We start from the raw sequence: 23756 nt of genomic DNA on the forward strand, positions 1-23756 counted from the left end.
AATTATTACATATATTAGCAATGGCTTCATAATTGCCCTCTGTAAAAGACATACTACTATTAACAAGGCTGAGCATGAGAAATACGAATTTGGTGACGAAATTTTGGGAGGTATAACTCCTTGCTGATACGAAAAGTTGAAACATTTCCACTCTTTTATCCTCTGCCTAAGCGATATGGGGACGCTAACGGTATCAAAGCGTACCGTACTTGTTATCTGATTCGGATAACGACTGATGCAGGTGTCGAAGGTTGGGGAGAATGCGTTGATTGGCTGCCAACGTTGCATAAAGGCTTTCAAGAACGCATCATTCCCTTTTTGATTGGGAAGTCAGTCGCTGACAGAGTGACATTGGTGCGGACATTGAAGAAATGGCATGCCCGTTCGTCTGCGGCTGTAAGTATGGCATTAACTGAAATTATGGCCAAAACATGCTATATATCCGTGTGCGACCTTTGGGGAGGCAAGTTTCGAGCGAAAGTACCCGTGTATGCGTCGTTTCAGACCTATTCAGAAGAGGCGAATTGGCAAAAACATTCTCTGAACGTTATTGAACAAGCAATCGATCAAGGATTTGATAAGATTAAGGTGAAAATAGGCGGAAAATCTATCTCCGAGGACAAACAGCATATCGAGTCCGTTCAGACCTTGCTGCAAGGAAAGATCGGTTTAGCATTGGACGCTAATCAAAGCTATGACGCCACTGCTGCTATATGTTGGCAGTCTCAGCTCGATGCTTTGCCTAATCTAATATGGTTGGAAGAGCCCTTGCAGATCAGCCGCATCGCTGACTACGTATGGCTAAGAACTCGCTTGTCCACTCCGCTGGCTGGCGGCGAGAATATCGAAAAAGCAGCCGATTTTATCCCGCTTCTTCACCAACAAGCTCTCGATTATATCACTCCGGATCCCCTCCATGTGTCCGGCATTGACTGTTACAGGGAGACTTTAAGCCTCGCTAGAAGTTTTGGCGTTCGTGTAACACCACATGCGTATGATGGTGCATTATCGCGCCTATATGCCATTTTCGCTCATTCTTGTTTGGAGCCTTGGGGCAAGACGGAAAAAGACGCAATCGAACCTTTGGAATGGGATGTTATGGATAATCCTTTTACAAAATTAATTCCAATTCAGCCTTCGAAAAGTGAAATCTCAATACCATGCGGCAGTGGCATTGGCGTCGATCTTGACATTGAGATGCTTGCATTCTATCGATGGGACGGGAATAGCTACGGATAAACGCCAAAAGAGAACTTTACCTAATGCCTGAATAGACATAGGAAAGTTCTCTTACTAGCATGTTCCCCATCCTTAAGTAAACTTCCACTTTTTCCGAATCGCATGTCCGGCAAGGAGCAGTACCGGTACTAGGACACTGAACGTCATATCCAAATAAGGCCAGTATTTGGACACAATATTATTGTAATAGGTAATGTTCGGGGATATCGTCAGGGAGAACGGTATAATAATCATACCAAGCGGCAATGCCATCATTCGATAATCCTTTAGTTTGAATATCTGGGCCAGACCCCGATTTATGGCGTAGAAGTATAAGGTGACTTTAAAAAAGATCGTAATAATCCACACGAGAGCCATAGTAGCTTCAATCCTCTCGAAGAAGCCCCCTACACTGATTCTTTTGGCCAAGTCGTAACTTGGATACATGTTCCTCGCGGACGGTTCAGCACCGATAACTAGAATAGTTAGAGCAATTGTGACGATTAAGATGACCCCTCCGATAAAAGCACCTGTTAATAGTCCCTTCCTTATTTGACTAGCCTCATTTACATTTGGAAATATCATCATAAGTACAACCAACTCCATAAATGGAAAAGCTACGCAAGTAAATGAGCCACGGATAATCGGTTTGATCCCCTGGTCGAACATCGGCAATATTTTGTGGGAATCGATTGACGGGGCAAGCGAAACGAAGAGAACAAGTAAAAGCAATAATAAAAAGGGGAAAAGGATTTCTGCCACTCGCGAAAACGTCTCAAGCCCTAGTCGTACCGCCATGATAATAAGAAGCAGCAGCAGGATTTGAAGTGCTTCTATAGGGGTATCCGGCATGATTTGAGAAATGATAAAATCCCCAATCTCCCTCAGGTGCGCAGTAATAGAAAGGAGTATGTACCCTAGAAACAACAAAGAAACTGTTGTCCCCACCCATTTTCCGAAAATATGTTTATTTATTTCAACCAAGGTAAACTTAGGATTAATCTTTCCTGCCAATTCGAATAGACAGATAACGAGCATGCCTGCAGCTAAACCGATCATTGCGGAAATCCATGCATCCTTTTTGGCCTCAAGTGCCGGAATTGCCGGTAAAACGAGGATGGAATCACCCAAAGTAATAAGCGTTGACAGAATAAACAATTGGCGCGTGCTGATTTTGACGGTCTCGGACATCCATTTCCCCCCTTTACTTTAATACCCCCCTAACAACATCGTCGATAGGTTTATATATATACGTCAGCCATTCCAATGGGGTCGGCAGACTCACATGCAAAACCCTCAGAACACACAAAACGATTCCGATGGATAACAAAACGAAAAAGAACCACATTTCCTTGATATATTGGTTTCTCCAAAGAACGGGCACGTCAATGGCAGTAATCACAGCGGCAACCGCAATTATCCCTAGAATAGGGAGCATAGGTATCTACTCCTCCGGTCCCTTCTGGACAGGGTTGCCAGTAGTACCTAAATTCCGTATTTTAAAGTCCGTCACTATCTTTACGGGAACAGATGGAAATAACTCTTCCCAATCTTCCCGCAGCTTTCTCCAAACACGGGGATCTGCTCTATGAATGGCCTCTCCGAACCCGAAGGTATCCGTCTTGTAGTCATGTTGTATCTTATTGAGAGCCGTTTTAATTACACCCTGCAAAGTTTCATCTCCTATACGCTGCAAATCTTGAACCGTTTGAGGGTCCGTAAGGTCGATGTCACACTCTACATCGGCTATATTGCCTTCCATCCCCACAACCACCTCAATCGCTGGCTTTCCTTTCTCGATATGTCCGATGATATCCGTTCTCGTACGGATGATGTCGATCGCCAACGTGCCACCATGGGGACAGGCCAAGTGATCCGCTGTTTTCTTCACGTGATTTGTAATGTAATTAAATCCCTTGCTTTCCGCTTCGTTTAACCATCCAACCAATTTGTCCTTATGAAATACGGCGGTTCCATTAAACTTCATATAGGTGGAAGGACTTACAGATGCAACAACATTTTTCGTTTTCCCCTTCTCCTTGTCGCCAATGATTTCGATCCCTGGGATAGCAGTCTGCCTATCAGGTGTAATTAGATCATAATAAACCTCCCCCAACTTGACAGCCGTCGTAGGAGCCCAATATTTGTCCATTGTTTTCATACTTCCATACATTTTCAAGGCAGGTATTTTCTCCAAACGGGTTAATATGTTAAGCGTATCCTCTGCTCTTGCCCCTTTAGAAATAATCGTAAAAGTGTCTTCCTCACGCACCTCATGATCTCTAACCAAGAAATCAAGCATTGGAGCAATGCCCTCCCGTGCTAACTCCTCGCCAATCACGACCACACGCAGTTGAGACAAATATACTTTTCGCGGCGTCACTGTCGTCATTTTCCGGATTGCTTCAGACACTGTTTTAGCCTTAGCCGTGTACACGGTCACAGGAGTTTCATACCCGCCCCCTCCGCCTTTCGACGAAGCAACCTCACTGGGCACCACAATTTGGACAGAAACCTTGTACTGATGATCTTCTTTATCAATGCCAATTGCCGAAGCAATGGCAAGGTCGTTTAACTCCCTTCGGCTCCAACAGCCCGTAACGAGCAAAGGGATAATGATTAAAACGGCTGTCAGCAGCATCTTTCTCTTCATCATGAATCCTATCTCTCTGATTTTGGCGGTTCTGGTTGTCGTGCCCGGTTCCGAATGACATTTTTCTGGCTAAAAAATCGAGGACGCGTAGACATGGCCCATTGGGGGACACGAATTAACGTATCCTTCAAATCACTTGGAATAAGTGGTGCAAAAGGGCTCATATAAGGGATACCGAACGAGCGCAGGCTGCATAAATGAAGTAGTAAAGCAATGAAGCCTACAATGATGCCGATCAATCCAAAGGTCGCCGCCAGAGCCATTAACGGAAACCGGAGAATGCGAATGGGGATGGCCATGTTGATAGAAGGGAATACGAAATTCGAGATGGCTGTGATCGATACCACAATAACCATGGCTGCCGATACCATCCCGGCATCAACCGCAGCTGTCCCGATGACCAACGTCCCTACGATAGAGACTGCTTGGCCAATAGCGCGCGGCATTCGAATCCCAGCTTCCCTCAAAATTTCGAAACTTGCTTCCATTGCAACGGCTTCTATAAAAGCCGGAAACGGCACGCTCTCCCTTTGCGATACCAAACTGATCAGCAAATCGGTAGGAATCATTTCTTGGTGAAACGTTGTAATGGCGATATAAAGAGAAGGGCCCGCTAATGCGATAAAAAAACAAATAAAACGCAGGATACGAAGCAGCGTGGCAAAATCCAATCTGTGATAATAATCCTCTGAAGCCTGAAAAAACTGAATAAACACGACCGGAACCGTCAAGACAAACGGTGTGCCATCAACTACAATGGCAATCTTCCCCTCCATTAAATCGGCGGAAACGACATCAGGTCGTTCCGTGTTATAAACGGTTGGAAATGGAGTGTATATGGAATCCTGGATCATTTGCTCGATATATCCGCTCTCGAGAATGCCATCGGTATCGATGCGATCCAAGCGCTTGCGCACTTCCCCCAACACTTTGTCGTTTACGATTCCTTTGATGTACATCAGGGAAACAAGCGTTTTGGTAACCTTGCCGATTTGTCTGCTTTCGATCCATAGATGCGGATCTTTAATTCGTCTCCGGATCATTGCCGTATTGGTGCGAATGTTTTCGTTGAAGCCTTCCTTGGATCCGCGAATGACCGTTTCATTTGAGGCTTCGGTCACTCCCCGGTGCTCCCAGCCTTTCATTGAGATGATAAGCCCCTGTGTATACCCGTCCAATAAGAGAACAACATCACCGGATAGAAGGGCGTCCAATAACTCTTCGAATTCAGTGAATTCTTTGATTTCCCCGACAGTAAGAACTTTACTTTTTAGAAAAGGCAGTAGATTCTGCTCTTGGAAGCCCTCTTCGGGAAAATCCAACATCAGCGATTCCATAATAAAATCATTGATTGATTTGGCATCAGCCAGCCCGTCCGTGTAAAAAACTCCCACATCGACCCCGGCTCCGATTTGAATTTCACGAATGACGATATCGTCGCTGTTGCCTAGTGTTTCACGAACATGTCCGATGTTTGTTTGGAGACTCTCATCCAAAGCCTCTCTGATGAGCGAGCCTGCCGTGTCCTGGACATGACGATCAGGGGAGGGTTGTTTGTGTTTGTTTAAAAGTCGATCCATAAAACCCAACGCGATCTCCTCCAACAATTCCTTTATTAATCTAATTATCCCCATGAATGGGGTTTTTAGACGACAGAAAAAAATCCCCTCGGCGCCGGCTCATTGCCGCTCGGCTCAAGGGGATTTTCCGTCAATAACATTTAACACATCGTCATTTAACTTTAGTGCGGGTGTATAACAGATAGGAATAAATCACAGGAATAATAGATGCAATTACGATCACGACGATAAATACGAATATGGCTGCCGACCCGCTTAAGAACGAAGAAATTACGGCAATGATCCCACCGATCATCATGAGAGGGCCTGCCAGCCTGTGGGTTTTCCTCCAAACTTCTTTATTCGCCAGTGTCCACGGGGTCCGAACGCCGAACATATAATTATGCCTAACTTGAGTCAAGTAATTACCCATAGTCGCTAAAAGCAACCCCGTAACGGACAAGACCACCTTCGTCATGTCGACATGATATCCCAGGTTGTAAGCAATGATCATCCAGCCAACTACAGCTATCAGAACAGCGATACCGGCCCGAGATACTTCAAATGCTTTAGAAAATTGTTCGTAATTCGTTCTCTTGGGATCGACGAAACGTAAGACACGGAATATAACCGGTATAAGACCAAGCAAAATAAGCATGATAATCAGCATTCCTCTGCTCATGGTACCGTTCACTTCATTATTTACACTAAAGTGTGTAGCCATCGTTGCTGGAAGTTGGTTGTAAAGAATTAATGCCCCGACAGCAGGCGAAATGCTAAGCAAAATAAGGAAAATTTCTCTCATTACTTTCATCATTTTTCACCCTCGCTTTTGTTAATAATATTGAACATCCATCCTATAACATCTTCTACAACTGTCGTATGAAGTGTATAAATAATGTTCTGCCCTTGCCGTTCATCTAAGACTAAGCCTGCCTGCTTGAGCAAGTTTAGGTGATGAGATATGCTCGGCTTGCTAATCTGGAAATGCTCCGATATCTCCCCTGGACTCATGCTTTTGTCCCGTAACAACTGCAGGATTTGCCGACGAGTCGGATCCGATAATGCTTTAAAAGCTTCATTCATAACTTATCACCGCCATAATTTGATATTTAGATAAATATCTAAATGTCTAATTGTATAGTACACATTTATGGAGCGAACGTCAATATGCATATGCATATGTCAAAAAAGCAGCAACAAATGAAGACCCTCTGCCCTATTATTGGCGAGGGTCTTTCCCGTTATGATTCGCGCACAACGAATGTTAAAATCAACTGCTCCAAAATCTGCTCCGGCGAATAGCCGCGCACATCTCTTTGATAGAAATAGGAGTCGCTGCTTAAAGCCGTCAACAGCATATCGGCCCGGAAGACACTGCTCGGAGGGTTCTGCTCGGCTGCATGCATTTCATCGAATAGCTCGACAATCGGTTGATGCAATTCATGATAGAGAGGCCCGCGCTTGAGGGATCTGACCGGATTAGTTGAAGCGGAATCCTCCACCCCTTTAAGGAATTGCGCTTTCCGTTCCCTGAATCGAATAAACAAACCGAGGATGCCCTTCAATCGATGTGAGGGCGGCTCAGCGCGGTTCATTTGCAAGTAATTTTCAATATCCTCGAAAAGGTTGACAACGTTGTCTTTCATTAAATCCAGACATAGTTCCCCTTTGTTGCTATAACGGCGATAGAGCGTCCCCGGACCGATCTGTGCTTCCGTCGCAATTTGATTCATACTTACCTGTTCAACACCATTCTGCTCAAATAATCGAAGTGCCGCATCCAATATTCGTTGGCGATTCTCGGCGGCATCACGGCGTTCAGATCTCGGTTGGATTCCCTCAGTTTCATTCACGGTATCATCACTTCCTAGTTTGAATTACGGCCTGGCTTGACAAACGGAGAGGTCTCCGTTTAATATCAAGTGGAGAGTTCTCCGCTTAATAGTAACATATCAAGAAGGAGATTACTAACCAAATAAAGGAGTGTATCCCCTATGCAAAATCAACACGCAACTACCGCACTATTGCTCATGGATATGCAGAACGGCATTGTTTCCCGTTTCTCAGATAACGAGGAGGCGCTTGTTCCTTTTCAAAAAGCTATGCAAACCGCACGTCAACATAACATCCAGGTTATTTATGTGCGGGTCGCTTTCCGCGAAGGGTATCCGGAGGTCAGTCCTCGCAACAAATCTTTTTCGCGTATTGCAGAATTTGGCGGCATGACCATAGATGACACAGCTACACAAATTCATGAGTCCGTGCAGCCTCAGCCAGGTGAGCCGATTGTGACCAAACGCCGCGTGAGTGCATTCGCCGGCAGCGACCTTGAGGTTATCCTCCGGGCCCGCCAAATTGATACGTTAATACTCAGCGGCATTGCGACAAGCGGGGTTGTTCTATCCACATTGCGCGAGGCTGCGGATAAAGATTTTGCCATTAGCGTGCTTTCAGATGCTTGTCTGGATGCTGATCCGGAGGTTCACCGTGTACTTACTGAGAAAGTGTTTCCACGACAAGCCGAAGTTCTGACCGTTGACAGGTGGATTGATACTTTAGTATAGATAGAAGGCCATTGTCATGCCCATTTGGAAAAGAAACTTATTCGTTTGCTGGTTTGGGTTATTCGTCTCAAGTATAGGCATGAGCCAAATTGCTCCTGTCCTGCCGCTTTACATCCAACATCTAGGCGTTCAAAATCCAGCTGCAATTGCTCAATTCTCAGGTCTTGCGTTTGGGATCACGTATATCATCTCCGCTATTTTCTCCCCTGTCTGGGGAAAAGCCGCAGATAAATACGGACGAAAGCCCATGCTGTTGCGGGCAAGTCTGGGTATGGCCATTGTTATTTTTAGTATGGGTTTTGCGTCGAACGTGTATGTACTGTTGGGGCTTCGCTTATTGCAAGGCATTATCACCGGCTACGGAACCGCCTGTACCGCGCTGATTGCGACTCAAACGGATAAACAACACGCAGGTTGGGCGTTAGGCACGCTCTCTACGGCAAGTATCTCGGGCTCTTTGCTGGGACCTACGATCGGCGGATTCATCGGTGAGAATGTTGGATTGCCGGATGTTTTTTATATCACAGGCGCCCTGTTGTTGGTTTCGTTTCTGACAACTGCGTTGTTCGTGAAGGAATCCTTCACCCGTCAAGACAAAAAGGTACTCAGCTTCAAAGAGATCTGGCCTGCCATCCCTGAGAAAAGCTTAACGATTGTAATGCTTGTGACCTTTTTTGTATTATCCCTGGCCTTATATTCCATAGAACCGATCATGACGGTATATGTGTCGCAAATTTCACAGCATTCCAATCATATTGCCTTGATCGCAGGTATCACGTTCTCCGTATCAGGTCTTGCCAATATTATAGCTGCTCCCCGATTGGGAAAGCTGTCCGATAAAATCGGTGCGCAGAAGGTTATCTTAGCCGCGCTTATCGTGGCCGGGGTCATTTTCATTCCTCAGGCGTTTGTCACCCATCCTTGGCAGCTCATCGGGCTCCGCTTTCTATTTGGCTTAGCAGCGGCAGGCTTGATGCCTTCTGTCAATGTTTTGATCAAGAAAGTGACACCTGATGCGCTTACTGGCAGAGTTTTTGGCTTTTCCATGTCTGCCGGGTATTTAGGCGTATTCGGGGGTGCTGTGTTAGGCGGGCAAGTAGCCGCGCATCTAGGCACGCGGTATGTATTTTTTTGCACTAGCGCCCTGCTGCTGATGAACGCCATTTGGGTTTATTTTACTGTGTATAAAAAGCTGGGCCGGTCTGAGGGCAAACTCCCTAGCTAAACGCCCCTTATTTTTATAACGAACATGTTGCCGTTTGCGCTATTCCGACCCTCAATTTGGGGCATACGTCCAATCAAACCTGATGTAACGAACATACTTTATACCGTAATGACAATTCACCAGAGGGGAATGAGAAAACATGGGTGCAGTTGGTTATGGTGCAAGTTGTGCAGGTTACGGTTCTAGTGCAGCAGCTATTTTAGTTCTTTTTATTCTTTTGGTTATCATCACTTCCGCTTTTGTATGGTAATTCCTTAATTCATGAACAAGTAGAAAAAACGGCCGCGCAATTCGGGTCGTGTTTTTTCTTTTTGTTCCACACTCCATAACTCAATTTGGGGCAAACGTCCAATCAAACCCGATATAACGAACATACTTTATACCGTAGTAACAAATCACCAGAGGGGAATGAGAAAACATGGGCGCAGTTGGTTATGGTGCAAGTTGTGCAGGTTATGGTAACAGTGCAGCAGCAATTTTGGTTCTTTTTATTCTTTTGGTTATCATCACATCGGCTTTCGTATGGTAATTTCTTAATCCATGAACAAAGGGAAAAAACGGCCGTGCAATTCGGGTCGTTTTTTTTCTTGTTTCTTCGTATACAAAAAGCCAACCAGCGGCAATTTATGTGCATACGTCCAAGCAATCGTTATGTAACGAACATACTTTATACCGTAGTGACAAATCACCTGAGGGGAATGAGAAAACATGGGTGCAGTTGGTTATGGTGCAGGTTGTGCAGGTTATGGTAACAGTGCAGCAGCAATATTGGTTCTTTTTATTCTTTTAGTTATCATCACTTCCGCTTTCGTATGGTAATTCCTTAGTCCATGAAGAACGAGAAAAAACGGCCGCGTAATTCGGGTCGTTTTTTCTCGTTGTAAACACTTAGTATCATGATATCTGGTACAAACGTCCAAGCAAATTTTGTTAAACGAACATATTTTATACCGTAGTGACAAATCACCAGAGGGGAATGAGTACACATGGGTGCAAGTTGTGCAGGTTACGGTACCGGAGCAGCAGCTGTTTTGGTTCTTTTTATTCTTTTGGTTATTATCACAATGACGTTTGCATGGTAATTCCATAAACCAACACAAAGAGAAAAAACGGCCCTTTCGCAGATATATATTCCAATACGGGCTGTTTTTTCTTCGTTTCAATGCTGGCTGACAATATCAATAAATTATGACCTCGCGTAATAACCCCTCATCGTCACCGGGACTTCCCTTCGCAGTAACTCCCAAATACTCCTGCCAGATCCAAGCCTATTGTGAGCAATGTACGTTCTACAATCGGGCAGCAAACCATATAGCAATCATAGGGGCTGCCGATAGGCAGTTCCTTATCTTTCGCCTCGGCAAGATTAACGAAGAAACCCGCCAAAAGATCGGGGCACATTGCTGCGAGATGAGGTGATCCGTGTGAATGCTATCATATCAGTTGTCGGAGAAGGTTTATTGGCCGACTTCGTATGCGGAAAGCTATTGGAAAATTATCATGTCGTTCGACAGGCAGATTTCACTTTAGACATACCTAATGAGGCGAAATTGGTTCTGGTGCTGCACGATGACTGGCCTTCCTCCGGATACTTCGAGGTTGAAGAAGTGCTGCAGCAGGTCGGCATCCCGTGGCTGCGGGGCTGTATTTCAACGGATGAGGGCATCATCGGGCCTTTGGTTCGACCAGATGCGCCGGGATGCTCCCAGTGTGCGGATAACCGGCGTTTCATGGCGTCACCTGGAAATAGACAAAGCGAAAAATCTTCGCCTTCAGGTATATGGCATACCGCCCACTTGCTGATTGCCGAGACGCAGCGAGTGCTGCTCGGCAGCCGAGCCCACACGGAAGAGCATATGTATATCGTTAACCTGAACACTCTGGACAGCTCGCTCCATTTCATTCTCGCTGACCCGCTCTGTGAGGTGTGCGGCCGCTTGCCTGATGATTCACCGGCAGGAGCAAACATTTTGCTCAAACCTAGACCGAAAATAAGCGCAGACAGTTACCGCTGCCGTTCGATAGACGACTTGAAACACGATTTGGCCAAAGACTATTTGGATTCACGGACGGGCGTTTTTAATGCCAAGATGCTTGACATCGAGTCCCCTTTTGCCGGGGTGGGGGTCAATTTGCCGTCGTTTCTGCTGGGAGATGAGGTAACGGGAGGCCGCAGCTTCTCTTATGCGGAAAGCGAATTGACCGCGATCTTGGAAGGTTTGGAGCGGCACTGCGGTATAACCCCCCGTGGCAAACGGACCGTAATTTATGACAGTTTCAACAACGTTGCGGATCAGGCGCTTGAACCCTCCAAGGTTGGATTATATTCAAAGGAACAGTACGCGCTGCCAGATTTCCCGTTCGAACCGTTTGATCCCGATCTTCCGATCGATTGGATATGGGGCTATTCGCTAGTGCAGAAGCGCGCGATCCTTGTTCCGGAGAGCCTCGCTTATTACAGCTCGGGATTCGGCAGCGGCTTTGTCCAGGAAGGCTCCAACGGGTGTGCGTTAGGCGGGAGCTTGGAGGAAGCCGTCCTGCACGGGATTTTGGAAGTGGCGGAGCGCGACTCTTTCCTTATGACTTGGTATGCGCAGCTGCCTATCCCGCGCTTAGACCCTTTTTCCGCTCATGATAAGGAACTGAAGCTCATGGTAGAAAGGCTTCGCGCAGTGGCCGGATATGATATCCATTTGTTTAACATGACCATGGAGAATGGGATACCGAGCATTTGGGCGCTTGCGAAAAGCGTCAGCCCGGGGAAGTTGAATGTGATCTGTGCGGCGGGAGCTCATTTGGACCCGGTGCGGGCCGCGAAAAGCGCCATTCACGAATTGGCCGGCAGGTACATCTTCCTGCAAGGGAAATTTGAAGCGGACCTGGAACATTGTAAGCAAATGCTCGACGATCCGTTTCTCGTTATGCAAATGGAGGATCATGCGATGCTGTACGGTTTGCCGCAAGCAGAGGAACGGCTGAAGTTTTTGCTGGACGGACAGCGTCCGCTCAGAACGTTTGACGAGGAGTTCAAGCGTAAGGCAAAACATGCCGATCTGACCGATGATCTGAAGGACATCATCGAGGTGTTTCGCAGCTTGAACCTCGATGTGATCGCGGTGGACCAGTCGTCGCCGGAAACGCTGCGAAACGGGCTGCACTGTGTGAAAGTTCTGATTCCGGGAATGCTGCCGATGACGTTCGGGCATCATTTGCAGCGTTTGACGGGGCTGAATAGAGTGTTTCGGGTGCCTGTGGCGCTTGGATATGCAAAAGTGCCGTTGGCTGCCGGGCAACTCAATCCGCATCCGCATCCGTTTCTATAAACGTGAAGAGATTAATATTGCCAGCAAATTAACGTTATCTTCACTCCAATGTGGAATTCCCTTCCAGCAGCTATGCTTCTACGGTCAAAGTAAAGGAGAAATTTCCCTCTAAATGGACTGCAGATGCTTGTCACATCCATTTAGCTGGAATACCTCCCTCTGTTTGCACCGATTTCGTCATAATCTACGAAATCCGTTCAAATTAACGGGAGGTTTTCCTTCTAAACTCGGTGCAAGATCATCAATCGATCCATTTAGAGGGATATTTTCCAGTTCATTCACCATCAGCGGCAATCAGGACGCTGGCCTTGTAATCTAATTTATACAAATAAACCGGACTCCTGTACGACTAGGAATACGGTTTATTTATCTCGCTATCTTTTACCATTCAACCTGCTTACTTATCCGTTCTTGGGTAATAGGCAAACCCCGAATTGCTTACTATAAATTGTTTATGTTTTTTCAATGCATGGATAAATTCTGGTCCTACATGTAAGTTCTGTTGTACTACTTGATGAGGTGTAAGCGCCAACCACTGATTTAGTGAAACATCTTCAAAGCGGTCACTCTTAAACATCTCCAAAGCCCACACGGTTTCATTGCCTGTGTTTTGAATATAGTGTCCAAAAGCACGCGGTACATATCCAACATCTCCAGCACGATAATCGAAAGTACGAGCCGTACCATTGGGCGCCAGAACCGTCATTCGCGCCGTGCCTGAGATATAATACTGCCATTCGTCATTGTTTGGATGCCAGTGCATTTCTCTCATAGCGCCCGGCTTGATCTCCAGTAACGATGCGGCAATTTGAGTCGAAATTGGAAAGTTGGTTGAATCCACTATACGTACTGTACTCCCGCCAGGAGTAACAATCGGCTCTTGGGCAAATAGTCGATGTGTAAAAGTTAATGGCACCATACCTTGAGGGTCTGCTATCTGTTGGGTTTCAATCGGACCGGGAACGTTTGCTTGAAAAATGTACAACTGATGGTTCGGTATATGGTCAAAAGTACTTGTTGGAACACCAAAATTCGCTGATAATACGTCTTTTGGCGTATGAGCGAACCAATCGGTGAGAGATAGCGTATTCAGGTCAGAGAAATTACCGTCCGGGAAGACAAGCAAAAACTCACAACCTTCCTCAAGTCCTTGAATCGAATGCGGAATTCCGGGAGGAAAGTACCAAAGGTCGCCTTTGCCCACGTCGGCAATGAAATTCCTCCCGTTCTGGTCAACGGATGTAATGCGTGCTCGCCCGACAAGCATAAGTGCCCATTCCGCTTGCTGATGCCAATGCAGCTCTCGCACGCCCCCCGGAGTCAGGGCCATGTTCACCCCCGCAATTGTGGTTGCTATCGGCAGCTCTTTAACCGTCACTTCCCGCGACCAGCCGCCATGATTTAACTGCATATGAGTGTCAGAGAATGAGAATTTCAAATTAGGCAGCGACCCGGCATCGGTGACAGGCGGAACAAACATGTCAGGGTTCTCCAAGTCTCGCATTACGTCCCGAGGCCCTAAATCCCACCAACCGGCACCATCGCTCCTATACGGCTGCGGTACAGGTACATATCCGCTGCGTGATTCTTTATCCATCATTATTTACACCTCATGTTCCATAAACTTCGTCCTTGTCACGAGTTAAATGCCTATATTAAGTTATGATTAGCATGAGATTTTTAGAAATTTGTCCCTTTATTGCAACCAAGACATCGACAGCTCCCTCCCCCTTATGTAAATCTAAATGCTCGAATGTAGTGTCTTGGTCATTATAAAATCTATTTGCTCCTCATCACCCATATAGAAAGAGTGGGCTCCTGTTTGAGCAAAGCCCATTTTTTTATAAAAGTTCATTGCATTTTCATTTTTTTCCCAAACCCCCAGCCAGATCTTCGCTTTATTCCGCTCTCTCGCTATTTCAATCGCTTGATTCATTAAATATTTGCCAAGCCCCTGTTTATGACATTTTTTCCTTATATAAATCCTCTCGATTTCAAGTGAATCATTGCCCATTCTTTCCGTTTGAGCCTCATTCGTGTTTAGCTTTAAATACCCGGCAATTTCCTCATTCGAATAAATAAAATAAAATTCCGAGGAGGGATTTAACAATTCTTTTTCTAATTGGTTTAAGTTAAAAGCTTTCTCCAAGTAGGCGTTCATATTTTCAGGCGAATTGTCAGTTTTAAATGTATCATTATAGGTTTCATATCCAATTTCTTGTAGTAATGCGGCATCTTCGATTGTGCACTTTTTTATCGTTATAGTCACTTTATTCCCTCTCCTTTTACTAAATCAATATTTTCTCTTATTTCCCTTTTTCACAAACTCCCAGTCTTTTTCCACATTTTTTCTGACTCGTTGCAGCAGGATATGAATCGTTTCGACTTCACTTTCAGAGAATCCAGATAGCGCGAGCAGCTGTTGTCCGGTCTACTTTTATCATCTCAGCTAACTTTTCTTGGATTATTCCTGGATTTTCACATATTTTTTAAATTCAATATTGCTTATAGAATCCAAAGCCCTGGCAATCATTCTTATTCTTGTTGTATTTACAACATAATAACTCCCGTTCGTTATCCGAATCTATACGTCAAACTCTTATTGGTCTATAGTAGAAATATGAGATTATCGAAAAAAAGGAATAGACCCATCATGAACCTTTTAAAAGAACTATACGCAGAGCGGAGAACATACGCACCTGTAACCGAGTCGCATACGCATAACTATGCGCAATTAATCGTCCCCATGGACGGGGAGATGTCGATGCAGACTCAATCGCAGCAGCTGCGGCTTACAGCAGATACATTATTTCTCGTGCCGCCGAATTGCGAGCACATCTTTTGCTCGAACGGTCATCCGAACTCTTTCATCGTGCTAGACATTCCTTCTGAAATGCTCCCAACGACAGGGATTGCCGCTCTTAACGAAGGTACGGTATATTCGGTGACAAACGAATGGCGGGGTATCCGGAATCTGCTGCACAGCGAGCTCGAGTATGCACCTGACAGTAAAGAAGGTGTTCGATCGCTCTTCCCTTACATCTCACGGCAACTAACGAAGAATCCCAGCCTGCCTGTTTCTATCCAATACATTCACGAGCACTTTGCCGAGTCCATCACCGTCGAGCTCCTTGCCGCTATCGAGCACTATAACAGGACGCACTACAGCGAATGGTTTCGTAAAATGACCGGAAGCTCCCCGTCGATGTATATTCAACAAGTGCGCCTTAAGAAAGCGAAGGAATTGCTTCTTCACACGGATTGGCCGCTTCTTCATATTGCTATACAGGTCGGCTTGGAGCATCAAGCTTCCCTAACACGGCTTTTTCGTCGATTAGAAGGGACAACTCCTAGACAATATCGTGAGGGCATTCGATCAATCGAACAGCCGTCATTGGGTTAAACAGTTACAGTTATTCAGACAAAAGCCTTCGGCAATCCTTTCGTACAATTGAAAATATGCGAACGCATTCGATCAATCACAATTGTATGAGAAGGAGAGCAAGACACATGATAACTATTGAGGATTTCGACAGGGTGGACATGCGAATCGGCACGGTCATTGAGGCAGAGCCATTCCCTGAGGCGCGCAAGCCAGCGATTAAGCTGCGTATCGATTTCGGCGATCTGGGCATTAAACAATCGTCCGCTCAAATAACACGCCGCTACACACCTGAGCTGCTTATCGGCAGACAAGTTGTTGCCGTTGTCAATTTCCCGTCCAGGCGTATTGCCGTATTTAAGTCCGAGGTACTCGTCTTAGGCGGCATCCCCAGCGAAGGGGATGTCGTGCTTCTGAAGCCCGATCATCAAGTACCGAATGGATCGCCGATACATTGAGACTATTAAAAGAAAAGATCGTTTCATCCCTAATAAGGTTGAAACGATCTTAATATATTCGCCTATCTCACCGTAATTGTCCCATAGTACATATACATCCCACAGTGAAATTTATAGGTTCCGGGTTTTAAATCTTTCAATGTAACGAAATTATCCCCTTTTTCCAAATAGACATCTATCCCTAAATCAGGAGAGGCTACACTTTTAATACAAGTAAGGCCGGTTTTCTTTTTGAAATTCAGCTTAGTTGGCACACCTGCCTGAACCTCGATATTGGCAGGATAAAAGCCGTCATCCTTCACATTGATCGTAGCAACTTGAAACCCTTCTTGTTGAGTTACCGCGGGTTCTTCGGCTGATGACTCCGGCTGCTGAAAATAAAATAAAGCAAAGATAGAAAGACAAATCACTAGGACTCCCGAGACAAGACCTATCCTTGAGAACTTGGTCATACGATTCTTCATGCCAGTTCCCCCTTTCACTTCATTATTTTGCATAAATAAGGGGTAAGCTTCGCTCACCCCAAAAACATATAAATTCTTATATGTTAAAAAAAATCAACCTAGCCAATAAGCGGCAAGGTTGATTATACACCTTTTCATGAAATTAGAATGTCTCTTTTGGGCCAATAGTATGAATGATTAATGAAAATTCAGTTTCAATCTGATGAACTTTTGTGTTGATTTCCAATCTTTTAAAAAAATACTCGTTCCCCTAACCAAATTGCCCCCAAGACAAACGCCACTATCGATCCTGCATAAACGGCTTGCTTTGAATATTTCCAACGGTGCAACAGCAATAACACTGGGAATAGAACCCCAACAATTGTAATCTGAACCGTTTCGATACCAAGGTTAAAGCTGATAAGAGCCGTAGCGAGCTGCGCTTTCGGAAGGTTCATTTCTACCAATAAATCGGCAAAACCCATACCATGAATTAAACCAAACAAAAAAGTAATGACCCAACGATAGTTAACCTGTTTACGTACAACGTTATCGATGGCTACAAAACAGATGCTAAGCGCAATCATAGGCTCGACAAACCACGCTGGCACATGAATAATTCCTAATACAGTCAATGTTAATGTAATACTATGAGCAATCGTAAATGCGGTAATCATGGAAGCATACTGCTTAAACTTCTGACTAGCGATGATTAGCGAAAACAAGAATAAAAGATGATCATATCCACCTAAAATATGCTCCATACCTAGATTAAAAAATGAATACCAGCCTGACATTTTATTTCCTCCTTGTTCTGATTGCTTAAAACCGTGGAAGTAAGCAAATATGTTTTCATTCTATAAGACTAGTATTAAAAGAAACTATCTTTTTTGTTAACCGGCTGTTAAACCTTAATTTGACATTTGTTTATTTCCCGCTAAACGCCAAGCATTTTTTATTGACACCAATAGTGCTAACTGATATATTTCAATAAACCATACTATTCCTATATGAATAATACATCGGAGGTGTTTCATTCTTATGAAACTATTAAAATCTCGTAAACCGTTGCAAGCAGCTCTTTTAACAGCTGTCCTCCTATCCTCAGTAAGCACATTAAGCAGTGCGGCTGCATCAAGTGATTCAGCAGTCTCTTATAAGCAGTTTTTGAATGATCAATATACCATTGCCTTGTCAGATTCCTTATCAAAAGGCGATTTCATTATCGCCGTGAACCGCATCTTGAAAGCGGAAGCGAAAGATCAGACCAATGTTTTTACAGATATACAAAAAGACAGTCCTTATTACAAAGCAGCGCTTGCTTTACACCAAAAAGGGATTCTATCCGAAGGCAAGCTGCAGGGTGATCAACCGCTTACCCAGTTGCAGGCTGCTTTCATAGCTTTAAAAGCCTCCGGCTTGAAAGAACTCGCCTATACCTATCCCAAGGATAAAATCAAGGCCGCTCTGGCCAAAGTACATATCGATTACGATCAAAACAATCAATTAACGCTGCAAGCTGCCCAAGAGCTGGCCGCGGCCATTGATACAGGACTTGTCTCTTCGGATTTCAAAGCGGATGCTGCGGCTAGCCAAGGCTTTGCAAACGAACTTCTTGGTAAGATTCTGACTTTCAACGGTCAATACAAGCATTATATTGGAACGACTTCCGATGACGATATTTTCCGCAAAATTAACGATGCCTGGCGTACGGAGGATCTGATTTCATCCGCAGATTTGCGTTCTGTGTTCGATGAAGCCTTGAAACAGAATCTCATTACCGGTTACAATCTGAAGGATTCTCGTTTCGATGCAAACTTTGATCCAAAGCAGTCTCTTACCTATGGACATTCTGACATTACGCATGCGATTCAGCTAATCGGATTGCTGCGCAGCGAGAACATCCAGGCGAAAGTGCAGCTGGAACCCAAAACGTCGGCCTTCATTTATTTGAAAGAATGGGGCGAGCCGACACAAACCGACGATTATCAAGTCGTCCAAATCGAGAACGGCAATTACATCGCCTACGCCAAGGAATACGACATTGAGTTTGAATTCGATAACGCTGAGCAAAAGAACAAGTTCCAGCAGATCATTTTCCAATACGCGAAAAAGAACAGTAATGACCAAACAGGGCTCATTTACTCTTCCTGGTGGCAGCCGCTCTATTATTCATTAACCGATGTGAAAGACTATAAAGTGATTGCTAACAATAAAGTCAGTAAAGGCCATTATTACGCACAGTCCTTCTCCCTCAGCGATAAATCTGACGAAGTTGTTGCTGGCCTAAAGAAAATCAACCCCAGCTTGAATGTCGACTCCTATAAGTTCTGGGTGGACGAACCTTTCTACAATTATTTGTTGGGTGATTTTAAATAAAAAAAAAGCAGTTGCCCGGGATTTCTTTTCTCCCGAGCAGCTGTTTTTTTTGCAAATACTCAATTCTCTCTCGTATACATGCTCTGATCCTCCAAACGTATCAGCACTTTGCCATAACGGCCACCCTCCCGGATGACTACTTTGCCGGACGGATATGCTTGCTCCAAATAATCAGCAATGATGTTCCGATTCCGTTCATCTGCAGGCAGCCGGTGATGGCGCAGCCAAGTGAGCGCTTCTTGCAGCGCCGCTTCGCTGGATACTTCCGTCGTTTTCGTTTCCTGGGTAATAAGCGATTCGTATGCATAGCCTTTAAGATACAGCAGATGCAGCAAATATCCCATTTCCATATGTTTCGTATCGAAGGGCTTGCCGGTGACGAGCGGCCAGATTTCTTTCACTAGGCTGTTCTCTGGAGGGCTTACCGGCATAGAGATATAACAAAACTTCCGAGCGCACTGGAGGATTTTTTCCACGCTATCCCAATTGTGAATGACCGGGCACATCGAGACAAAAACGAGATCGAAGGCCTCATTCCAACCTTTTGTTTGCAAGTCGATATCCTCGAACGGTTCGGCTACGATATTCACCTTATTTTCGGTGAACTTTGAGATGTTTTCTTCCAGTAGGTCGACCAGCGGAGGAGAGGACTCTACGGCGGTTACACGGGCCCCCCGCTCCGCAAACGGCACCGAAAACACTCCCGATGCGGCGCCAATATCCAGAACCGAGGCGTTTTCGTCGAATCGAACCCCTTGCCCTTCTAGCCAGTTCATAACTCGTTTGGCTCGTTTTCTTCCCTCTTCGTTAAACGATTGTTCGTTGAAAGCTTTGGCCTTATGGTCAAAAGAGCGGGCAGGATCGACTCCCGCCTTTTGCATTTTGTTTAATATCGTATTGGAATCGTCTTTCCAAGCTTTCTCCCAAAATGCCGCATCAAAAAAATTGTTCATGATCGTTCCTCACACTTTCTATATCGTTTATGGATTTTCTTAAAAGGACAGCCGTCTTATCCTGCCGCCTGTTCATGTTGCGGCGACTTCCCTTTACGGAGGAAGAGACCGAATACGACCGCAACGAGGGCGATGAAGACGCCGATCCAGAACGCATGATGGATACCGGCTGCCAGCCCTCTGGCTATTTCCGCCGGAGAGTGCGGATCGCTTGCTCCGCTTAAATACTTTTTCTGTCCTCCTGACATCATACTGATGTACAGGGCCGTACCGATTGCGCCGGACACCTGCTGCAGCGTGCTCAAAATCGCCGTCCCGTGCGGGTGCAGATGGCTCGGCAGTTGGTTAAGCCCAGCTGTCTGTGCGGGCATCATCACTAACGCGATGCCAATCATCAGCGCGATGTGCACGGCGACGAGGAAGCCGGTGCCCGTCGTTTCGTCGAACCGGGTGAATAGCCACAGGGAAGCGGCAGCAACCACAAGTCCGGGGATGACAAGAACGCGAGGCCCAAATTTGTCGAACAGCTTGCCTGAGATCGGAGCCATAAGCCCGTTCACAATCCCGCCGGGAAGCAGGATCAAACCGGATTTGAAGGCTGTCATCATCAGCACTCCCTGCATAAACATGGGAAGCATGATCGCCGACGAGAAGAACGTCATCAACAGCACGAATAGCAGAACCGCGACAAGCGTAAATATCGGATACCGGAACGCCCGTAAATCCATGACAGGCTCCTTAAGATGCAGTTGCCGCCAGACGAACAGTGCCAAGGCCACACCTCCCGCCGTGATTGTCCAAATCACCTCCGGCACCGACCAACCGAGTTCACCGGCCTTGCTGAAACCATAAACGATTCCGCCGAAGCCGATTGTAGACAGCCCAATGGACAAGAAATCTACCCTCGGTTTCGTGACCTGCGACACGTTCTTCAGGACAGCAATCCCAACGATAATCGAGAGCAACGCAAACGGAAGCACAAGGTAGAACAGCCAGCGCCATGAAAGCCCGTCAACAATCAACCCCGAAAGGGTCGGACCGATCGCTGGCGCGAACATGACGACGAGCCCTAACATCCCCATCGCGCCTCCCCGTTTTTCCGGCGGATAAATGGTCATGATTACGTTCATGGTAAGCGGCAGCAGCATGCCGGTTCCGATCGCTTGAATAATCCGCCCAACTAGCAGCACTCCGAAATCCGGCGACATCGCTGAGATGGCCGTACCGACGAAGAACAGACTCATCGCCGACAGAAACATTTGCCGGGTCGTGTACCATTGCTGCAATACCGCCGTCACCGGTACGAGCACGCCAACGACAAGCAAATACGCGGTAGCCAGCCACTGGACCGTCGTCGCCGATACGCCGAACGATTTCATCAGCTCGGGGAGAGCGTTGCCCATTAGCGTCTCATTCAAAGCGGCAACGAACATCCCGATGATCAGTGCGAACAGGATCGGACCGCGCTTAATATTTTTTATTTCTATCATTTATTTCTCCTCCAAGTCACTATACTTAGTACAATCTCTACCATTACAGACCTACAATATCCATAATTGAGGCGCAAAAAGGAATTAATCCTCCATGGATCTTCATTATCCATAATTAGAATGCAAGAAGTGCATCACTTCTTGCTTACTCCGTGACTGCAGCGTTTAAACGCCTCATCCAATACCGACTGAATCGTATGTTCCCTCAAGTATTGGTGAAGATGCTGTTCCGCGCCGTTCATAACTTTCTCAACCAAACATTCGTTTTTTCCCGGTCCTTGTTGATCCTGCTGCGCAGCTCCCTCTTCCGCAAACAACTGATGCTGCCGCGAACTCGAATTCGAGCATTCGAATAGCTGCTGTCTTCCTTCAATCACTTGAATCACATCAAAAAACGTAATCTGATCCGCCGGCCGTCCAAGCTCGTAACCTCCGTTCACCCCTGGCACAGCACGTACGATTCCATCCTGCCTTAGCTTCGACATAATTTTGGATAAATAGCTTTCAGAAACACCAAGCGCACCGGATAACTCCTTGATCCCGACGTTACTGCAACGCTCCGAATGTCCCAGATGCATTAAGGCGTGCAGGGCATAATCTGTACTTTTGGAGAACTGCAAGGTTCCCTCCTCCCCTCATAATCATGATTATTATGGATCTTCATTATCCATAATAAAAGATTGAACCCTAAATTGCAATGATTTTCTTGTTTCAAGCCAATAAAGCTTACATAAAAAAACACTGATGAAAAAACTTCACCAGTGTCTTTTGCTACTTATTTCGGGAATAAACAATTTTCTTAATGGTTTCAATGGAGAGAAAATAGTCCTTAGCAAGCTGTTCAATATTGCTCTTAGTCTTGAAAGCGTGTCTAATAGCGGCATTTCGGCGATCTATCCACTGTCTTCCGCCACTTAAGCTTCCCCAATGATGATATTCTTTCTCCTGCTTAGGAATATAAATCGTTTCACCTTGGACATATTGTTGAATTTCCATAATCAGCTTTTCGGGTAATATTTTTTTGGCATTCGTATATTTCATTCCGCTTCACTCCTTATTTGGATAATAAGGTGCAAAGCCAAAATATTAGAAAAGTTTATTCAGCGTTAGAAAAAATTCCGCCCCATGCAAAGTAACGCCTCTCTAATACTGGCTTTGCATGAGTGTAAGAAGTCACAGACAATCTCAAGAGATTCTCCATCAGTAAGGCACCTCCTTTTATTTTATCAGTATACCATATTTCGAGTGGATGATTAATGGATTTCAGAAATTGGCGAATCGATCCGCCAGCCCTTTCCTTCAACGAAACGGACCTTAATGTCCTTTTGTTCCGTGTGGCTATCCCCTGCTGGTACCGTATAGCGGAAGGTCATCTCATCGGTAGCGCCCTTCTTTAGAAGTGCTGTGGAGTCTCCCCAACTCATTTGAGAACCGCCATCCGCGTTCACCTGGGCGAGCTTGTTGTCAACCTCAATGATATCTCCTGCCTGAACAAGCTGATTCCAGAAAGCTGCCACCTCTTCCGACGTATAGGCCTTTTCCAAAAAAGCGATGAACTTCGCCTTAGTATTCAAATCGTCCCCCATCCAACGAAAATCATGCTGCTTACCTTCTACCGTAAAAGTTTTCACAGGTCCTTCCGGATGCTGGGTGCCACCGCGGCCTACGACCCAGTAAAGCTTCTGAGCCAAGCCGGCCAGTTGTACAGCTCTTTTCGGATTCATGTCCGTTAACTTGGTGAACGGATCGGACTCCACAATCACAGCTTGATTAGCCGGATCCCAGGTAACGAACGCTCCTAATGCTTCGGCGAGCCCTCTTGCCGGAATCATCGTACTGCCATCAATGATCTGAGCCGGTACTTCTGTATGAAGCTCTGATCCGTTAACGATCAGTTTGATGGCGTTGGAAGATGCATAAGTTACAACCGAGAATGCCAAAGTACCTACCACAATACCGCTAACAAAAGATTTCCAATTCCAATTTACCATTTCCACCACTCCTGTATTTGTTATCACTCTATGCGACAGACAGACTCACATTTCGCTCTTCAATATAGAGAAATATACCACTAATGCCTAGGGTGGAAAGTACATAACTTTCGGG

Annotated in this window: 26 protein-coding genes and 1 pseudogene; 11 read left to right on the plus strand and 16 right to left on the minus strand. The window is 45.6% G+C overall.

What is annotated here, in order from left to right; translation table 11 throughout:
* Positions 1-120 precede the first annotated feature (120 nt).
* The gene (locus AC3WRW_RS20635; protein ID WP_492548182.1) at positions 121-1239 is read left to right on the plus strand and encodes a mandelate racemase/muconate lactonizing enzyme family protein; all 1119 of its coding nucleotides are present in this window, start codon (positions 121-123) and stop codon (positions 1237-1239) included.
* A gap of 72 nt (positions 1240-1311) precedes the next feature.
* Here the strand turns inward: AC3WRW_RS20635 and AC3WRW_RS20640 are convergent, their stop codons facing one another.
* From AC3WRW_RS20640 to AC3WRW_RS20665, 6 genes are all read right to left on the minus strand, one after another.
* Entirely contained in the window at positions 1312-2409 is a 1098-nt protein-coding gene (locus AC3WRW_RS20640) for a GerAB/ArcD/ProY family transporter (protein WP_492548183.1), read from the minus strand.
* A gap of 253 nt (positions 2410-2662) precedes the next feature.
* On the minus strand, positions 2663-3874 hold the full coding sequence (locus AC3WRW_RS20645) for a Ger(x)C family spore germination protein (protein WP_492548184.1): 1212 nt from the start codon (positions 3872-3874) through the stop codon (positions 2663-2665).
* Between the two features lie 5 nt (positions 3875-3879).
* The gene (locus tag AC3WRW_RS20650; protein ID WP_492548185.1) at positions 3880-5451 is read right to left on the minus strand and encodes a spore germination protein; all 1572 of its coding nucleotides are present in this window, start codon (positions 5449-5451) and stop codon (positions 3880-3882) included.
* Between the two features lie 151 nt (positions 5452-5602).
* Complete coding sequence (locus AC3WRW_RS20655) at positions 5603-6244, minus strand: SdpI family protein (protein ID WP_492548186.1); 642 nt, start codon at positions 6242-6244, stop codon at positions 5603-5605.
* Positions 6244-6516 (minus strand): autorepressor SdpR family transcription factor, encoded by a 273-nt coding sequence (locus AC3WRW_RS20660; protein ID WP_171681593.1) that lies wholly within the window; start codon positions 6514-6516, stop codon positions 6244-6246. The genes AC3WRW_RS20655 and AC3WRW_RS20660 overlap by 1 nt, the downstream gene beginning before the upstream one ends.
* 158 nt (positions 6517-6674) lie before the next feature.
* Entirely contained in the window at positions 6675-7286 is a 612-nt protein-coding gene (locus tag AC3WRW_RS20665) for a TetR/AcrR family transcriptional regulator (protein ID WP_492548187.1), read from the minus strand.
* Positions 7287-7427: 141 nt separating this feature from the next.
* Here AC3WRW_RS20665 and AC3WRW_RS20670 point away from each other — a divergent pair, with 141 nt between their 5' ends.
* The 7 genes from AC3WRW_RS20670 to AC3WRW_RS20700 all read left to right on the plus strand — a co-directional run bounded on the left by AC3WRW_RS20670 (position 7428) and on the right by AC3WRW_RS20700 (position 12545).
* The gene (locus tag AC3WRW_RS20670) at positions 7428-7997 is read left to right on the plus strand and encodes a cysteine hydrolase family protein (protein WP_492548188.1); all 570 of its coding nucleotides are present in this window, start codon (positions 7428-7430) and stop codon (positions 7995-7997) included.
* A gap of 16 nt (positions 7998-8013) precedes the next feature.
* A complete protein-coding gene (locus tag AC3WRW_RS20675; RefSeq protein ID WP_492548189.1) occupies positions 8014-9222 on the plus strand; it encodes a multidrug efflux MFS transporter in 1209 nt (402 codons plus the stop codon).
* 139 nt (positions 9223-9361) lie between these two features.
* Complete coding sequence (locus AC3WRW_RS20680) at positions 9362-9472, plus strand: YjcZ family sporulation protein (protein ID WP_163954161.1); 111 nt, start codon at positions 9362-9364, stop codon at positions 9470-9472.
* A 168-nt stretch (positions 9473-9640) separates the two neighbouring features.
* A complete protein-coding gene (locus AC3WRW_RS20685; protein ID WP_492548190.1) occupies positions 9641-9751 on the plus strand; it encodes a YjcZ family sporulation protein in 111 nt (36 codons plus the stop codon).
* 179 nt (positions 9752-9930) lie between these two features.
* Positions 9931-10041: a YjcZ family sporulation protein gene (locus tag AC3WRW_RS20690; RefSeq protein ID WP_492548191.1), complete on the plus strand. Its 111-nt coding sequence runs from the start codon at positions 9931-9933 to the stop codon at positions 10039-10041.
* A 167-nt stretch (positions 10042-10208) separates the two neighbouring features.
* Positions 10209-10304, plus strand: a complete 96-nt coding sequence (locus tag AC3WRW_RS20695) for a YjcZ family sporulation protein (RefSeq protein WP_492548192.1) — start codon at positions 10209-10211, stop codon at positions 10302-10304.
* A 342-nt stretch (positions 10305-10646) separates the two neighbouring features.
* Positions 10647-12545, plus strand: a complete 1899-nt coding sequence (locus tag AC3WRW_RS20700; protein WP_492548193.1) for a TOMM precursor leader peptide-binding protein — start codon at positions 10647-10649, stop codon at positions 12543-12545.
* A gap of 397 nt (positions 12546-12942) precedes the next feature.
* Here AC3WRW_RS20700 and AC3WRW_RS20705 read toward each other — a convergent pair whose 3' ends face one another.
* The 3 genes and pseudogenes from AC3WRW_RS20705 to AC3WRW_RS20715 all read right to left on the minus strand — a co-directional run bounded on the left by AC3WRW_RS20705 (position 12943) and on the right by AC3WRW_RS20715 (position 15078).
* Entirely contained in the window at positions 12943-14142 is a 1200-nt protein-coding gene (locus AC3WRW_RS20705; protein ID WP_492548213.1) for an oxalate decarboxylase family bicupin, read from the minus strand.
* 144 nt (positions 14143-14286) lie between these two features.
* Positions 14287-14814 (minus strand): spermidine/spermine N(1)-acetyltransferase, encoded by a 528-nt coding sequence (paiA, locus tag AC3WRW_RS20710; RefSeq protein WP_492548194.1) that lies wholly within the window; start codon positions 14812-14814, stop codon positions 14287-14289.
* A gap of 24 nt (positions 14815-14838) precedes the next feature.
* Positions 14839-15078 (minus strand): annotated as a pseudogene (locus AC3WRW_RS20715) (hypothetical protein).
* Between the two features lie 120 nt (positions 15079-15198).
* Here AC3WRW_RS20715 and AC3WRW_RS20720 point away from each other — a divergent pair.
* Both AC3WRW_RS20720 and csaA read left to right on the plus strand, forming a co-directional pair.
* Positions 15199-15948: an AraC family transcriptional regulator gene (locus AC3WRW_RS20720; RefSeq protein WP_492548195.1), complete on the plus strand. Its 750-nt coding sequence runs from the start codon at positions 15199-15201 to the stop codon at positions 15946-15948.
* A gap of 107 nt (positions 15949-16055) precedes the next feature.
* A complete protein-coding gene (gene csaA / locus AC3WRW_RS20725) occupies positions 16056-16385 on the plus strand; it encodes a chaperone CsaA (RefSeq protein WP_492548196.1) in 330 nt (109 codons plus the stop codon).
* Positions 16386-16447: 62 nt separating this feature from the next.
* Here csaA and AC3WRW_RS20730 read toward each other — a convergent pair whose 3' ends face one another.
* Positions 16448-16849: a cupredoxin domain-containing protein gene (locus tag AC3WRW_RS20730; protein WP_492548197.1), complete on the minus strand. Its 402-nt coding sequence runs from the start codon at positions 16847-16849 to the stop codon at positions 16448-16450.
* Between the two features lie 230 nt (positions 16850-17079).
* Positions 17080-17625: a HupE/UreJ family protein gene (locus AC3WRW_RS20735; RefSeq protein WP_492548198.1), complete on the minus strand. Its 546-nt coding sequence runs from the start codon at positions 17623-17625 to the stop codon at positions 17080-17082.
* A 244-nt stretch (positions 17626-17869) separates the two neighbouring features.
* Between AC3WRW_RS20735 and AC3WRW_RS20740 the strand changes: the two genes are divergently transcribed.
* Positions 17870-19207 carry an S-layer homology domain-containing protein gene (locus AC3WRW_RS20740; RefSeq protein WP_492548199.1) on the plus strand — a complete coding sequence of 446 codons (1338 nt, stop codon included), beginning with the start codon at positions 17870-17872 and terminating at the stop codon, positions 19205-19207.
* 59 nt (positions 19208-19266) lie between these two features.
* Here the strand turns inward: AC3WRW_RS20740 and AC3WRW_RS20745 are convergent, their stop codons facing one another.
* From AC3WRW_RS20745 to AC3WRW_RS20765, 5 genes are all read right to left on the minus strand, one after another.
* Positions 19267-20160: a class I SAM-dependent methyltransferase gene (locus tag AC3WRW_RS20745; protein ID WP_492548200.1), complete on the minus strand. Its 894-nt coding sequence runs from the start codon at positions 20158-20160 to the stop codon at positions 19267-19269.
* 56 nt (positions 20161-20216) lie between these two features.
* Entirely contained in the window at positions 20217-21650 is a 1434-nt protein-coding gene (locus tag AC3WRW_RS20750; RefSeq protein WP_492548201.1) for an MDR family MFS transporter, read from the minus strand.
* A 134-nt stretch (positions 21651-21784) separates the two neighbouring features.
* Positions 21785-22270 carry an RrF2 family transcriptional regulator gene (locus tag AC3WRW_RS20755; RefSeq protein ID WP_492548202.1) on the minus strand — a complete coding sequence of 162 codons (486 nt, stop codon included), beginning with the start codon at positions 22268-22270 and terminating at the stop codon, positions 21785-21787.
* 151 nt (positions 22271-22421) lie between these two features.
* Complete coding sequence (locus AC3WRW_RS20760) at positions 22422-22691, minus strand: CD3324 family protein (RefSeq protein ID WP_492548203.1); 270 nt, start codon at positions 22689-22691, stop codon at positions 22422-22424.
* Positions 22692-22903: 212 nt separating this feature from the next.
* The gene (locus AC3WRW_RS20765) at positions 22904-23641 is read right to left on the minus strand and encodes a DL-endopeptidase inhibitor IseA family protein (RefSeq protein ID WP_492548204.1); all 738 of its coding nucleotides are present in this window, start codon (positions 23639-23641) and stop codon (positions 22904-22906) included.
* Between the last annotated feature and the right edge of the window lie 115 nt (positions 23642-23756).

It is taken from the genome of Paenibacillus sp. FW126-R14 (assembly GCF_058789495.1).